The sequence below is a fragment of the Streptomyces sp. NPDC050287 genome, assembly GCF_044459385.1.
Lineage (GTDB): Bacteria > Actinomycetota > Actinomycetes > Streptomycetales > Streptomycetaceae > Streptomyces.
Window position 1 is genome coordinate 513,878 of the sequence record NZ_JBITIY010000002.1, and the last position, 12,716, is coordinate 526,593.

12 protein-coding genes are annotated in these 12,716 nt (G+C 71.5%); 6 read left to right on the forward strand and 6 right to left on the reverse strand.

Annotated elements, in window-relative coordinates; all coding sequences use genetic code 11:
* The first annotated feature begins 83 nt into the window (after positions 1 to 83).
* Together ACIBK3_RS07660 and ACIBK3_RS07665 are read left to right on the forward strand one after the other, a co-directional pair.
* A complete protein-coding gene (locus ACIBK3_RS07660) occupies positions 84 to 1,532 on the forward strand; it encodes an NAD(P)H-quinone dehydrogenase (RefSeq protein ID WP_399362887.1) in 1,449 nt (482 codons plus the stop codon).
* Positions 1,533 to 1,709: 177 nt separating this feature from the next.
* Positions 1,710 to 2,672, forward strand: a complete 963-nt coding sequence (locus ACIBK3_RS07665; RefSeq protein WP_399362889.1) for a DeoR/GlpR family DNA-binding transcription regulator — start codon at positions 1,710 to 1,712, stop codon at positions 2,670 to 2,672.
* A gap of 256 nt (positions 2,673 to 2,928) precedes the next feature.
* Here ACIBK3_RS07665 and ACIBK3_RS07670 read toward each other — a convergent pair whose 3' ends face one another.
* Positions 2,929 to 4,701: an acetyl/propionyl/methylcrotonyl-CoA carboxylase subunit alpha gene (locus ACIBK3_RS07670; protein WP_399362891.1), complete on the reverse strand. Its 1,773-nt coding sequence runs from the start codon at positions 4,699 to 4,701 to the stop codon at positions 2,929 to 2,931.
* Between the two features lie 376 nt (positions 4,702 to 5,077).
* Between ACIBK3_RS07670 and ACIBK3_RS07675 the strand changes: the two genes are divergently transcribed.
* Positions 5,078 to 5,575 (forward strand): hypothetical protein, encoded by a 498-nt coding sequence (locus tag ACIBK3_RS07675; RefSeq protein WP_399362893.1) that lies wholly within the window; start codon positions 5,078 to 5,080, stop codon positions 5,573 to 5,575.
* Here the strand turns inward: ACIBK3_RS07675 and ACIBK3_RS07680 are convergent, their stop codons facing one another.
* From ACIBK3_RS07680 to ACIBK3_RS07695, 4 genes are all read right to left on the reverse strand, one after another.
* A complete protein-coding gene (locus tag ACIBK3_RS07680) occupies positions 5,576 to 6,196 on the reverse strand; it encodes a Maf family protein (RefSeq protein WP_399362895.1) in 621 nt (206 codons plus the stop codon).
* Positions 6,197 to 6,230: 34 nt separating this feature from the next.
* Entirely contained in the window at positions 6,231 to 6,359 is a 129-nt protein-coding gene (mmpB, locus tag ACIBK3_RS07685; protein ID WP_107056570.1) for a morphogenic membrane protein MmpB, read from the reverse strand.
* Between the two features lie 164 nt (positions 6,360 to 6,523).
* On the reverse strand, positions 6,524 to 6,733 hold the full coding sequence (locus ACIBK3_RS07690) for an acyl-CoA carboxylase epsilon subunit (protein WP_399362897.1): 210 nt from the start codon (positions 6,731 to 6,733) through the stop codon (positions 6,524 to 6,526).
* Positions 6,734 to 6,750: 17 nt separating this feature from the next.
* Entirely contained in the window at positions 6,751 to 8,388 is a 1,638-nt protein-coding gene (locus tag ACIBK3_RS07695; protein ID WP_399362899.1) for an acyl-CoA carboxylase subunit beta, read from the reverse strand.
* 255 nt (positions 8,389 to 8,643) lie between these two features.
* Between ACIBK3_RS07695 and ACIBK3_RS07700 the strand changes: the two genes are divergently transcribed.
* The gene (locus ACIBK3_RS07700; protein WP_399362901.1) at positions 8,644 to 9,537 is read left to right on the forward strand and encodes a biotin--[acetyl-CoA-carboxylase] ligase; all 894 of its coding nucleotides are present in this window, start codon (positions 8,644 to 8,646) and stop codon (positions 9,535 to 9,537) included.
* Positions 9,538 to 9,709: 172 nt separating this feature from the next.
* On the forward strand, positions 9,710 to 10,825 hold the full coding sequence (locus ACIBK3_RS07705; RefSeq protein ID WP_399362903.1) for an adenylate/guanylate cyclase domain-containing protein: 1,116 nt from the start codon (positions 9,710 to 9,712) through the stop codon (positions 10,823 to 10,825).
* A gap of 46 nt (positions 10,826 to 10,871) precedes the next feature.
* Here ACIBK3_RS07705 and ACIBK3_RS07710 read toward each other — a convergent pair whose 3' ends face one another.
* A complete protein-coding gene (locus ACIBK3_RS07710; RefSeq protein ID WP_399362905.1) occupies positions 10,872 to 11,573 on the reverse strand; it encodes a hypothetical protein in 702 nt (233 codons plus the stop codon).
* Between the two features lie 222 nt (positions 11,574 to 11,795).
* Here ACIBK3_RS07710 and ACIBK3_RS07715 point away from each other — a divergent pair, with 222 nt between their 5' ends.
* On the forward strand, positions 11,796 to 12,596 hold the full coding sequence (locus tag ACIBK3_RS07715; protein ID WP_399362907.1) for an enoyl-CoA hydratase/isomerase family protein: 801 nt from the start codon (positions 11,796 to 11,798) through the stop codon (positions 12,594 to 12,596).
* The last annotated feature ends 120 nt before the right edge of the window (positions 12,597 to 12,716 follow it).

A 12,716-nucleotide genomic window follows, 5' to 3' on the forward strand; every position in this document is an offset into this window, starting at 1 on the left:
CGGGAGCCTCAGCGGTCTCGTGAGCACCTGTGGCGGCCGCGGCGGGGGCCCCGGGGCGGAGGCATGGCGGGACGTGCGGGACAATGGAGTACGTGACTCGGATCGTGATCATCGGTGGCGGACCCGGCGGATACGAGGCGGCCCTGGTGGCCGCCCAACTCGGCGCGGAGGTGACCGTCGTCGACTGCGACGGTCTGGGCGGGGCGTCGGTGCTGACCGACTGCGTGCCGTCGAAGACCCTTATCGCCACGGCCGAGGTGATGACCACCTTCGACTCGTCGTACGAGGAACTGGGGATCATCGTCGCCGACGACACCCCGCCCATGGAGCAGGCCGCCCGGGTGGTGGGCGTCGATCTCGGGAAGGTCAACCGCCGGGTGAAGCGGCTGGCGCTGGCCCAGTCGCACGACATCACCGCCTCGGTGACGCGGGCCGGTGCCCGGGTGCTGCGGGGGCGGGGCCGGCTGGAGGGCATGCAGGGACTCGACGGGTCCCGGAAGGTCGTGGTGCGCGCCGCCGACGGGAGCGAGGAGACGCTCGTCGCGGACGCGGTGCTCATCGCCACGGGCGGGCATCCGCGTGAGCTGGCCGACGCCCAGCCCGACGGGGAGCGGATCCTCAACTGGACGCAGGTGTACGACCTGACCGAGCTGCCCGAGGAGCTCATCGTGGTCGGGTCCGGTGTCACCGGTGCCGAGTTCGCCGGGGCGTACCAGGCGCTCGGGTCGAAGGTCACGCTGGTGTCCTCGCGGGACCGGGTGCTGCCGGGTGAGGACCCGGACGCCGCGGTCGTGCTGGAGGACGTCTTCAAGCGGCGCGGCATGAACGTCATGGCGCGCTCCCGGGCCCAGTCCGCCAAGCGGGTCGGCGACCGGGTCGAGGTCACGCTGGCCGACGGGCGGGTCATCACCGGCTCGCACTGTCTGATGGCCGTCGGCGCCATTCCGAACAGCGCCGGGATGGGGCTGGAGGAGGCCGGGGTCAAGCTGCGCGAGTCGGGCCACATCTGGACCGACAAGGTGTCGCGGACCACGGCTCCCGGCGTGTACGCCGCCGGTGACGTGACCGGTGTCTTCGCGCTCGCCTCGGTGGCGGCGATGCAGGGCCGTATCGCCATGTACCACTTCCTCGGCGACGCGGTGGCCCCGCTGAACCTGAAGACCGTCTCGTCCAACGTCTTCACCGACCCCGAGATCGCCACCGTCGGCTACAGCCAGTCCGACGTCGACGAGGGCAAGATCGACGCCCGCGTGGTGAAGCTGCCGCTGCTGCGCAACCCGCGCGCGAAGATGCAGGGCATCCGGGACGGCTTCGTCAAGATCTTCTGCCGGCCCGGCACCGGGATCGTGGTGGGCGGCGTCGTCGTGGCGCCGAAGGCCTCGGAACTGATCCACCCCATCTCGATCGCCGTCGACAACAATCTGACGGTCGAACAGATCGCGAACGCATTCACCGTGTACCCCTCCCTTTCGGGGTCGATCGCGGAGGTGGCACGGCAGCTGCACACCCGGAAGTCCGGCGACGAGGTCTGAGATCCGCCGGACGGCCGGAAGCGATTCCCCGCTGGTCACAGCGAGTTGTCGAGCGTGCGTACGGCATAGGCGGGGGGAATGGTCCCTATACCACTCCCCCTACTGCCGTGCGAACAACTTCTGTTATTCGGCGCAAACTGCTGAAACCAGACGGTCGTTGGGGTTACTGTCAGTTTCGTGTTCGCTGCAGAACGTCGCCAATTGATCCTCGAAATGGTGCGAGCGAACGGGGCCGTGTCGCTCCGTGAGCTCGCCCGCGTCGTCCAGACCTCCGAAGTGACCGTACGGCGGGACGTGCGCGCACTGGAGGCAGAAGGACTCCTCGACCGCCGGCATGGCGGTGCGGTATTGCCGGGCGGGTTCACGCGGGAGTCCGGCTTTCCGCAGAAATCTCATCTCGCGACCGCCGAGAAGACGGCCATCGCCGATCTCGCCGCGAGCTTCGTCGAAGAGGGCGAGGCCATCGTGGTCGGGGCGGGGACCACCACGCAGGAGCTGGCCCGTCGGCTCGCGCGGGTACCCGGGCTGACCGTCGTCACCAACTCCCTGCTGGTGGCTCAGGCGCTGGCCCACGCCAACCGGGTGGAAGTCGTGATGACCGGCGGTACGCTCCGCGGTTCGAACTACGCCCTCGTCGGTTCCGGTGCCGAACAGTCCCTCCAGGGGCTGCGGGTCTCGCGGGCCTTCCTGTCCGGGAGCGGGCTGACCGCCGAGCGGGGGCTGTCCACCTCCAACATGCTGTCCGCGTCCGTGGACCGGGCGCTGGTGCAGGCCGCGGCCGAGGTCGTCGTCCTCGCCGACCACACCAAGCTCGGCACCGACACCATGTTCCAGACCGTGCCGACCGACCTCATCACGCGCCTCGTGACGGACGAACCGCCCGCCCACGACGACCGCGCGGCCACCGAGCTCCAGGCACTCGCCGACCAGGGGGTGCAGATCGCCGTGACCGGGGCGTCGGAGAACCCGGGGGGTGATCAGGCCCCGGCGCGCCGGCAACAGCGCCGGGACGTGCCCCTTCCGGGCCCGCGCCGCGGCCAGGTCCCCGGCGGCGGACCGGGGCTGCGCACCGCCACGGTCCTCGGCGAGCAGCCTCCCGGCGCGGAACGGGCCCGGGTGGCGGACCTCCGGCGGCGTTAGGAGCGCTGGGGGCGTCGGGGGGGCGTCGCGGAAGGGCAGCAGGGGGCCGGGCAGATCGGTCGCCCGGAGCCCGGTCGCGCTATGGGGCGCGGGTGGTGTGTGGCTGGTCGCGTCCACCAAGGGGGCATCCGCTCGAGCGAGCCGAGAGTGGGGGAGGAGCCGCACCTGTCGGGGAACGCCGGACGGGGGAATGAGTCGCCCGGCGGACTGACGGTGAAGGAGCCAGTCCGCCGGGCGTGTCGAACGTACCCGGGTGTCAGTCCTTGATCTCGCAGATCGCCGCGCCGGAGGTGATCGACGCGCCGACGTCCGCGGACAAGCCCTTGATCGTGCCGGACTTGTGCGCGTTCAGCGGCTGCTCCATCTTCATCGCCTCGAGGACGACGATCAGGTCGCCCTCCTTGACCTCCTGGCCCTCCTCGACGGCGATCTTGACGATGGTGCCCTGCATCGGGGAGGCAAGGGTGTCGCCGGAGGCCGCGGGGCCGGACTTCTTGGCCGCGCGCCGCTTGGGCTTGGCCCCGGCGGCGAGGCCGGTGCGGGCCAGTGACATGCCGAGCGAGGACGGGAGGGAGACCTCCAGGCGCTTGCCGCCGACCTCGACGATGACCGTCTCACGGCCCGTCTCCTCCTCCGCCTCGGCGTCGGCGGGGGCGGTGAAGGGCTTGATCTCGTTGACGAACTCGGTCTCGATCCAGCGGGTGTGGACCGTGAACGGGTCGGCCGAGCCGGTGAGCTCGGGGGCGAAGGCGGGGTCGGTGACGACCGCGCGGTGGAAGGGGATGGCGGTGGCCATGCCCTCGACCTGGAACTCCTCCAGGGCGCGGGCGGCCCGCTCCAGGGCCTCCTTGCGGGTGCGGCCCGTCACGATCAGCTTGGCCAGCAAGGAGTCCCACGCCGGGCCGATCACGCTGCCGGACTCGACGCCCGCGTCCAGGCGGACGCCCGGGCCGGACGGCGGGGCGAACGTGGTGACCGTGCCGGGAGCCGGGAGGAAGCCCCGGCCCGGGTCCTCGCCGTTGATGCGGAACTCGAAGGAGTGGCCGCGCAGCTCGGGGTCGCCGTAGCCGAGTTCCTCGCCGTCGGCGATGCGGAACATCTCGCGCACGAGGTCGATGCCGGCGACCTCCTCGGTGACCGGGTGCTCGACCTGGAGGCGGGTGTTGACCTCCAGGAAGGAGATGGTGCCGTCCGCGCCGACGAGGAACTCCACGGTGCCGGCGCCGACGTAGCCCGCCTCCTTGAGGATCGCCTTCGATGAGGAGTACAGCTGGGCCATCTGCTCGTCGGAGAGGAACGGCGCCGGTGCCTCCTCGACCAGTTTCTGGTGGCGGCGCTGGAGCGAGCAGTCACGGGTGGACACGACGACCACGTTGCCGTGGCTGTCGGCCAGGCACTGGGTCTCCACGTGCCGGGGCTTGTCGAGGTAGCGCTCGACGAAGCACTCGCCCCGGCCGAAGGCGGCGACCGCCTCGCGGACCGCGGAGTCGTACAGCTCGGGCACCTCTTCAAGGGTCCGGGCGACCTTCAGACCGCGGCCGCCGCCGCCGAAGGCGGCCTTGATCGCGATCGGCAGGCCGTGCTGCTCGGCGAAGGCGACGACCTCGTCGGAGCCGCTCACCGGGTCGGGCGTGCCGGCCACCAGGGGGGCTCCGGCGCGCTGGGCGATGTGGCGGGCGGCGACCTTGTCGCCGAGGTCGCGGATGGCCTGCGGGGGCGGGCCGATCCAGATCAGGCCCGCGTCCAGGACCGCCTGCGCGAACTCGGCGTTCTCGGACAGGAAGCCGTAGCCGGGATGGATGGCGTCGGCGCCGGACTCGCGCGCGGCGTTCAGCACCTTCTCGATGTCGAGATAGCTGGTCGCGGGAGTGTCACCGCCCAGGGCGAACGCCTCATCCGCGGCGCGGACATGCAGAGCGTCCCGGTCCGGGTCGGCGTAGACGGCCACGCTCGCGATCCCGGCGTCCCGGCAGGCCCGGGCAACGCGGACAGCGATTTCGCCACGGTTGGCGATGAGCACCTTGCGCACGATTGAGGCTCCCTCCTTGAAACAAGCCGAGTTTAGGGACTGCCGACACGGCACTTCGACCCGTCCCCTGTGGTGAGCTTGCCCACACGGAGCGTTATACGAGGCACGCTCGACCCGCGAAATCCCTTGTCGCACCACGGAACGCAGGACTCCTCCGGGAAACCCTAGCCCTCCTGTGTGGTCAAGGTCTCTGTGGTGGCGTGCTGCGGCCCACTCCGATTCTTTGTGGAGTCCCTACGAATGGCCCAATGATTCTTTGCCCGCCACCGGACTCTTGTCCCCGGGTTTACCGGTTAGTAGCGTTCCCGGTGTCTCGAACGTACGTGAGGTCACGGCAGCCTTGCCCGGACCGCAGTCGAAGGTGGGTGGGCCGGTGATGGTGCGCAGGCCGGTGGCGTGGGCCGTGACGGTCGTACTTTTCGTGGAGGCGCTCGGCGTGGTCGCGCTGAACTGGCTCCTCGGGACCGTCGTCGACAACCAGGACATGTCCCTGGCCGGACTCGACCCGGACGTGATGTCCACGTCCTCGAAGATCGGCGGGATCGTCTTCGGTCTCTACTTCGCCCTGTGCTCCCTGGTCGCGCTGCTGGTGGCCCTGCGTGACCGCTCGCCCGTCGGCCTGGGTCGCATCCTGCTGATCAGCGCGGCCGTGGTGCACGGGCTGCTGGGCGCCTTCGTGTGGGGGCTGGCGGGCTGGCAGGCGTTCGTGTTCATGGTGCTGGTGCTGGGCCTGATCGTGCTGCTGCTGATGACGTACGACATCCCGGGCGCGCCCGCGCCGGCCGACGCGCCGCCGTCCTCCGGTGCCTCTCCGGACGGCAGGGGCGACGGAGGCTCGCCGGTCGCCCAGCCGCCGGCGCCCAGCACGCCCTGATCAGTTCTCCCGCGGCGTCCACAACTCGGTGATGCCGACGCCCAGTCGGGCCAGCAGCCGGCGCACGAGCGGCAGGCTGATGCCGATCACGTTGCCGTGGTCGCCGTCGATGCCGTCGATGAACGGGGCCGAACGGCCGTCCAGGGTGAACGCCCCGGCCACGTGGAGGGGCTCGCCCGAGGCGACGTACGCGGCGACCTCCTCGTCGGTCGGCTCGCCGAAACGGACGACGGTCGAGGCGGTCGCTGAGGCGTACCGTCCGCTGGTCGTGTCGTAGACGCAGTGCCCGGTCTGGAGCGTCCCGACGCGTCCGCGCATGGACTTCCACCGGGCCGTCGCCTCCTCGGCGTCGGCGGGTTTGCCCAGCGCCTCGCCCTCCAGGTCGAGCACCGAGTCACAGCCGATCACCAGGGCGCCCCTGACCTCGGGCTTCGCCGCCACGACGGAGGCCTTCGCCTCGGCCAGGGCGAGAGCGAGGTCGGCGGGCGTCGGCGCGGTGACGGCGTCCTCGTCGACGCCGCTCACGATCACCTCGGGGTCCAGTCCGGCCTGGCGCAGCAGTCCGAGCCGGGCGGGGGACTGGGAGGCGAGGACGAGTCGGCGGCGTGGCTGATCAGTCATGCGTTCAGCGTATCGGCGCGGTGCCCGGCGGGGCTCAGCTCAGTCCGATCACGATCATCGCCAGCACCATCGCCAGCGCCATGAGAACGCCCAGCCGCCGCAACATGTCCTGCGTGTCGCGCAGTTCCTTGGGCGGCTCGTTCTCGGGGTCGGACCACAGCATGGTGTCCAGCGTGCGGCGGCTCGGCGGCCGGCGCCTGAGTACGCGTACTCAACTTGCGCGGCCCGCAGTCGGTTCGTTTTCGGCTGCGGGCCGGTGGGGGTTGTTCGCGCCCGTGCGGCACAGCCGCGTATCGAGCACAGCACCGCGCCCCAAGTGGGCAGGGCCTAGCCCGGCCAATAGGTGCGGGCCCATGACGTGGGGCCCGGCTGCGGCAGACGGTGGCTCGCGACCCTTGCCGGGTCGGACCAGGAGTCCCTGTCTCGCGTCGCGCCCGGCGGTATGGAAGCCTCCGCCGCGGCGCGGGCGCGGACCACCGCCAGGGCGGCGGCCAGCTCCTCGGGGGTCGGGTTGCCTCGTACGACCTTGATGTTCATGACGGCTCCCTGCCGGGCTAGAGGGGGATGTTGCCGTGCTTCTTGGGCGGCAGCGACTCGCGCTTGGTACGCAGCTGACGCAGGCCCCGTACGACGTGCCGACGGGTGTCGGACGGCATGATCACGGCGTCGACGTAGCCGCGCTCGGCCGCGATGTAGGGGTTGAGGAGGGCGTCCTCGTACTCCTGGATGACCCGGGCCCGGGTCGCCTCCAGGTTCCCGGCGGCCTCTGCCTCGGCGATGGTGCGCCGGTGCAGGATGTTGACCGCGCCCTGGGCGCCCATCACGGCGATCTGGGCGGTGGGCCAGGCCAGGTTGAGGTCGGCCCCCAGGTGCTTGGAACCCATGACGTCGTAGGCGCCGCCGAAGGCCTTGCGGGTGATGACGGTGATCAGCGGGACCGTGGCCTCGGCGTAGGCGTAGATCAGCTTGGCGCCGCGGCGGATGATGCCGTCGTGCTCCTGGTCGACGCCGGGCAGGAAGCCGGGGACGTCGACGAAGGTGAGCACCGGGATGTTGAAGGCGTCGCACGTGCGCACGAAGCGGGCGGCCTTCTCGCTCGCCTTGATGTCGAGGCAGCCCGCGTACTGCATCGGCTGGTTGGCGACGATGCCGACCGGATGGCCCTCGACCCGGCCGTACCCGGTGAGGATGTTCGGCGCGAACAGCGCCTGCGTCTCGAAGAACTCGGCGTCGTCCAGGACGTGCTCGATCACCGTGTGCATGTCGTACGGCTGGTTCGCGCTGTCCGGGACCAGGGTGTCCAGCTCGCGGTCCTCGTCGGTGACGGTGAGGTCCGCCTCCTCCGCGAAGACCGGGGCCTCGCTGAGGTTGTTGGACGGCAGGTAGGACAGCAGCTGCTTGATGTACTCGACCGCGTCCTTCTCGTCCCCGGCCATGTGGTGGGCCACGCCGGAGGTCGAGTTGTGGGTGCGGGCGCCGCCGAGTTCCTCGAAGCCGACGTCCTCGCCGGTGACCGTCTTGATGACGTCCGGGCCGGTGATGAACATGTGCGAGGTCTGGTCCACCATGACCGTGAAGTCGGTGATCGCGGGGGAGTAGACCGCGCCGCCCGCGCAGGGGCCGACGACCAGGCTGATCTGCGGGATCACCCCGGAGGCGTGGGTGTTGCGGCGGAAGATCTCGCCGTACGCGCCCAGGGAGGCGACGCCCTCCTGGATGCGGGCACCGCCGGAGTCGTTGATGCCGATGACCGGGCAGCCGGTCTTCAGCGCGAAGTCCATCACCTTGACGATCTTCTGGCCGTAGACCTCGCCCAGCGCCCCGCCGAACACGGTGAAGTCCTGGGAGAAGACCGCCACCGGGCGGCCGTCGACCGTGCCGTACCCGGTCACGACGCCGTCCCCGTACGGGCGGTTGGTCTCCAGGCCGAAGTTGGTGGAGCGGTGCCGGGCGAACTCGTCGAGCTCGACGAACGACCCCTCGTCGAGCAGCAGGTCGATCCGCTCACGCGCCGTCAACTTGCCCTTGGCGTGCTGCTTCTCGACGGCGCGTGCCGAGCCGGCGTGCGTCGCCTCGTCGATGCGGCGCTGGAGATCCGCGAGCTTGCCCGCGGTCGTGTGGATGTCGATCCCGGGAATCGCTGGGATTTCTGCGATCTCTGGGACCTCTGGACGCTCTTCCGGCTCGGACATCGGGATGTGGCTCCCTGCCTGCTCAAAAGGGGGGACGGTTACTCATCCGTAGAGTAGTGGGGTGCCCCTCGTTCGGCAGTGCGGCGTTTACCACACTCCCCACCCCTTCCGGCTGTACGATCAGTGCGTCACGGCGGGACACGCCGGAGGGGTGACATCACGAGAGTGATCGAGCGCCCGTGAACCTCAGCCCTTCGCTGGGCTGGAATCCACCTCCGCTGGGGGGTGGAGGATGTCAAACCTAGGGTGGGTTGCATGACTACGCCACCAGGTGCAGAAGGAAACCCGTTCAACGGGCCCCACGAGCCGAGGTCGGACCGATGGTCCGACCTCGACCGCCCACCCCTTAACGCCGCCGCTTTGCGGCGGGGGCTGGTGCAGCAGGGCGGACTGTGGTCCGGGGTCGAGGTGGTGCAGCGTACCGGCTCCACCAACTCCGACCTGGTCGCTCTCGCAGCGGCCGGCAAGGCGGCCGAGGGCTCGGTCCTGGTCGCGGAGGAGCAGTCCGCCGGGCGGGGCCGCCTGGAACGCCAGTGGACGGCACCGGCCCGCTCCGGTCTGTTCTTCTCCGTCCTGCTGAAGCCGACCGGGGTGCCGGTGGCCCGCTGGGGCTGGCTCCCGCTGCTGACGGGGGTGGCGGTGGCCACGGGCCTGTCGCGGGCGGCCGGTGTCGATACGGCCCTGAAGTGGCCGAACGACCTGCTGGTGACCGTTGGCGGGGAGGAACGCAAGGCGGGCGGGATCCTGGCCGAGCGGGCCGGGGACGACGGGGTCGTCGTCGGCGTCGGCATCAACGTCACCCTGCGCGCGGACGAGCTGCCGGTGCCCCAGGCGGGGTCCCTGGCCCTGGCCGGAGCGGTGAGCACGGACCGGGATCCGCTGCTGCGGGGCGTCCTGCGGTCCCTGGAGGAGTGGTACGGGCGCTGGCGCGCGGCCGGCGGCGACCCGACCGTCAGCGGCCTCCAGGAGACGTACGCGGCGGGCTGCGCGACCCTCGGGCGCAGGGTCCGGGCCGAGTTGCCGGGGGACCGGTCGATCGTGGGGGAGGCGGTGGCGGTCGACGGTGACGGCCGGTTGGTGATCGCCACGCAGGAGGGCGTGCAGGAGCCGGTGGGGGCGGGGGACATCGTGCACCTGAGACCGGCGTGAGTGATGCAGGCGTACCTGGCGTTATGAGGAAGAGACCCGCATGGACGCCGGGTGACGTATCCGAAGCGGCACCGTACCGTCGGCCACACCGAACGGAGTGAGCTGGCGCACACCTGCCGTAAAGTGAAGGCCGGTCGATACCTGACCGTGGCAGATCGGAAGGGCAGCAGGCGTGACCGTCGACGACACGGGCTCCGGCGCGGACGGGGCGGACCCACACGCCACCGATCCCGGCGATGACCCGCTCGCCCTGCGCCTCGAACAGCTGATCCTCGGGGCCGAGCGGCGCTACACCCCCTTCCAGGCGGCCCGCACCGCCGGCGTCTCCATGGAGCTTGCCTCCCGTTTCTGGCGGGCCATGGGTTTCGCCGACATCGGCCAGGCCAAGGCGCTCACCGAGGCGGACGTACTCGCGCTGCGCCGGCTCGCCGGTCTCGTCGAGGCCGGGCTGCTGAGCGAGGCGATGGCGGTCCAGGTGGCCCGGTCCACGGGACAGACCACCGCCCGGCTGGCCGAGTGGCAGATGGACTCGTTCCTGGAGGGGCTGACCGAGCCCCCGGAACCCGGCATGTCGCGCACCGAGGTGACGTACCCGATCATCGAGTTGCTCCTGCCCGAGCTGGAGGAGTTCCTCGTCTATGTCTGGCGGCGCCAGCTCGCCGCCTCGGCGGGCCGGGTCGTGCAGACCGCCGACGACGAGGAGATGGTCGACCGGCGCCTCGCCGTCGGCTTCGCCGACCTCGTCGGGTTCACGCGGCTGACCCGCCGGATGGAGGAGGAGGAGCTCGGCGAACTCGTCGAGGCCTTCGAGACCACCTGCGCCGACCTGGTCGCCGCGCGCGGCGGACGGCTCGTCAAGACACTCGGCGACGAGGTCCTGTACGCCGCCGACGACGCGGGCGTGGCCGCCGAGATCGCCCTGCGCCTGATCGAGACGATGGCGAACGACGAGACCATGCCCGAGCTGCGCGTCGGCATCGCCTTCGGCACGGTGACCACCCGTATGGGCGATGTCTTCGGTACGACGGTGAACCTCGCCTCCCGGCTGACGTCGATAGCTCCCCGCGATGCCGTCCTCGTCGACAGCGCCTTCGCTCAGGAGCTGATCCGCACCGGAGAGGCCCCGGTCTCCGAGGCGGAGGCCGCCGAGGCCGCGGCCGCCGCCGAGAAGGAGGGCGAGGAGCCGCCCACGTACCGCTTCGCGCTCCAGCCGATGTGGCAGCGGCCGGTCCGTGGGCTCGGCGTGGTCGAGCCGTGGCTGCTCACGCGGCGGGACCGGGAGTCGTAAGCCCCGCGGAGGGTGTCGCCGGTCGTACGGAGGGTGTCGCCCTCCTTCAGCGATCCGGCTGAGCCGGCTGGTCCAGGCAGAGGCCGATGATCGGCACGCACAGGCCGGGACGGCGGGGCTGACCGGGCGGCTGGGGAGCCTGGGGTGGCTGGGGCGTCGGGGTCGGTGAGGGTGAGGTCCGGCTCGGCGTCGGTGCCGGGCGCGGGACGGCGGGCGCGGAGGACACGGGCGTGCCGGTGGGCGGGTTCAGGGCCTCGGGGATGGTCGTGATGGGGGTGAGGCCGGACCCGGGTCCGGCCTGGGACGTGGTCGTGGACGCCGTCGGGCCGAGGGGCGCGCCGGAGCGCGGTGGGCTCGCGTCGGCCCCGCCCGGCACGGCGGTCGACGACCGACTCACCGTGGTCGCGGCCCCGGACGCCCCGGCGGCCCCGGCGGACTCCACGGCGGTGGCGGTAGCGGTGGCGGCGTCGGTCGCCCGGTCCGGGCCGGCGACGGCGCCCGGGCCGTGTGGACGGGGATCCGCCTCGGCGGTGCCGAGACCGCCGACTCCGGCATCGGGCGTCAGCCGTACGAAACTCAGCACACCGGCGGCCAGGGCGAGTCCGCCCGCCGCGAGCAGCGCCTTGCGGGGGCGGGGCCTGCGGTGACGGCCACGGGGGTGCCGGAGGCGGGGCTCCGTGCCGTTGCCTTCCGGCTCCGCGGTGGCGCTCTCCGGTGTGGCGTCGGCCTGCGTGTCCGTCGTCGTCATCGCGATCCCTCCCGTGCCTCGCGCCCCCGATGCGCCAGGCGGACGCACGTTATGCGCCGCCGTGGGTGGTGCGCCGGGGGTTGTGCAGGTGTTCACTCGAACGGGGTGTCGGGTGAGGTCGGGGGAACCGGCCCGGCCCTTTCCCGTTACCGGCCCGGCTGCGATGATCGGAGACACGGAGTTAACCGTCGTTAACCATTGGCCGTCGAGCGGGAGGATGTCATGAGCGAGGAACGGTTCGGGGAGTTCGTGGTGGTACGGCGGCACCAGGAGGGGCATGTCGCGGAGCTGGCCCTGGACCGGCCCAAGGCCATGAACGCGGTGTCGACGGAGATGGCCAGGTCCCTCGCGGCGGCCTGTGCGGCGCTCGGCGAGGACAGGGACGTCCGCGTGGTCGTGCTGACCTCGACCCATGAGCGGGCCTTCTGCGTCGGCGCCGACCTCAAGGAGCGCGACTCCTTCTCCGACGCCGACCTGGTACGGCAGCGGCCGGTGACCCGGGGCGGGTACACCGGCGTACTGGAACTGCCCGTCCCGACGATCGCGGCGGTCCACGGGTTCGCCCTGGGCGGCGGCTTCGAGCTGGCGCTCGCCTGCGACCTGATCGTGGCGGACGGTACGGCCGTGGTGGGGCTGCCGGAGGTGTCGGTCGGGGTGATCCCCGGAGGCGGCGGTACGCAGCTGCTGCCACGGAGAGTCGGGGCGGCCCGGGCGGCAGAACTGATCTTCACGGCACGGCGGGTGGAGGCCGCCGAGGCGGCCGATCTGGGGCTCGTGGACGCGCTCGTGGAGGAGGGCCGGGACCGGGAGGAGGCGCTGGCCCTGGCCGCCCGGATCGCCGGGAACTCACCGGTCGGGCTGCGCGCGGCGAAGCGGGCGCTGCGGCTCGGGCACGGGATGGATCTGCGCGCCGGCCTGGAGGTCGAGGACGCGGCATGGCGTTCGGTGGCCTTCTCGGGGGACCGGGCGGAGGGAGTCGCCGCGTTCAACGAGAAGCGGCCGCCTGTGTGGCCGGGGGAGTAGGGAGGCCGGTGTTTGGTGCCGGTGCCAGTACCGCTACCGGTGCCGCAGTGTCTGCGGGTGACCCCGGGTAAGGGACAGTCGGCCCTCGCTTACCCAGTCACCCCTGCGGCGCACAAAGTG

Coding starts and splice junctions, on each gene's coding strand:
- ACIBK3_RS07660 (WP_399362887.1), top strand. CDS start 84: ATGGAGTACGTGACTCGGATCGTGATCATCGGTGGCGGACCCGGCGGA.
- ACIBK3_RS07675 (WP_399362893.1), top strand. CDS start 5,078: ATGGTGCGCAGGCCGGTGGCGTGGGCCGTGACGGTCGTACTTTTCGTG.
- ACIBK3_RS07680 (WP_399362895.1), bottom strand. CDS start 6,196: ATGACTGATCAGCCACGCCGCCGACTCGTCCTCGCCTCCCAGTCCCCC.
- mmpB (WP_107056570.1), bottom strand. CDS start 6,359: ATGCTGTGGTCCGACCCCGAGAACGAGCCGCCCAAGGAACTGCGCGAC.
- ACIBK3_RS07690 (WP_399362897.1), bottom strand. CDS start 6,733: ATGAACATCAAGGTCGTACGAGGCAACCCGACCCCCGAGGAGCTGGCC.
- ACIBK3_RS07695 (WP_399362899.1), bottom strand. CDS start 8,388: ATGTCCGAGCCGGAAGAGCGTCCAGAGGTCCCAGAGATCGCAGAAATC.
- ACIBK3_RS07700 (WP_399362901.1), top strand. CDS start 8,644: ATGACTACGCCACCAGGTGCAGAAGGAAACCCGTTCAACGGGCCCCAC.
- ACIBK3_RS07710 (WP_399362905.1), bottom strand. CDS start 11,573: ATGACGACGACGGACACGCAGGCCGACGCCACACCGGAGAGCGCCACC.
- ACIBK3_RS07715 (WP_399362907.1), top strand. CDS start 11,796: ATGAGCGAGGAACGGTTCGGGGAGTTCGTGGTGGTACGGCGGCACCAG.